Genomic DNA, 503 nt, shown 5'->3' on the forward strand with positions numbered 1-503 from the left:
GTTGGGCTTGGGAGTTGCGCGGTTGTGACTGCATGGCATGCCTCGGATGAAGCGGAGCGCCTGAAGGCGCTGCAATCACTGGCGGTGCTGGACACCGCGGCCGAGGAGCAGTTCGATGCCCTGGTGCAGGCCGCGTCCATCGTCTGCGGCGTGCCGATCTCGCTGGCCCACGGCGGCCCGCTGCGCCTGATCGTGCCCGGTTACACCGGCGTGAACAACATCAAGTACATCAAGCGCCTGGCCTTCACGGCCGGCCTGCTGCACGGCACGGGCGACCTGATCATGAAGATGGCGATGCCCGATCGCGCCTGCCTGGCGCCTGGCTTTGCGACTGACGACCAACGTGTCGAGGCCCAGCTCGCCGACCTTGGCTATGCCTATCCCGAGGTGGGGGCGGCCTTTGCGGCGCGCTGGCATTTCCCGGACAGCCTGGTCCAGGCCCTGCGCTGCCAGGCCGAGCCGCAGGACTGCGCCGACCCGACCTATGCCAGCCTCGTGCACCT

The 503-nt window shown here is 68.2% G+C and carries 1 protein-coding gene; it reads left to right on the forward strand.

The features are described 5' to 3' along the window. Positions 1-24 precede the first annotated feature (24 nt). The coding region (locus ACFSNB_RS18855) for an HDOD domain-containing protein (protein WP_377319368.1) at positions 25-503 on the forward strand (479 nt) is incomplete at its 3' end.

Origin of the sequence: Phaeospirillum tilakii, assembly GCF_042683125.1 — a bacterium.
Classification (GTDB): domain Bacteria; phylum Pseudomonadota; class Alphaproteobacteria; order Rhodospirillales; family Magnetospirillaceae; genus Phaeospirillum; species Phaeospirillum tilakii.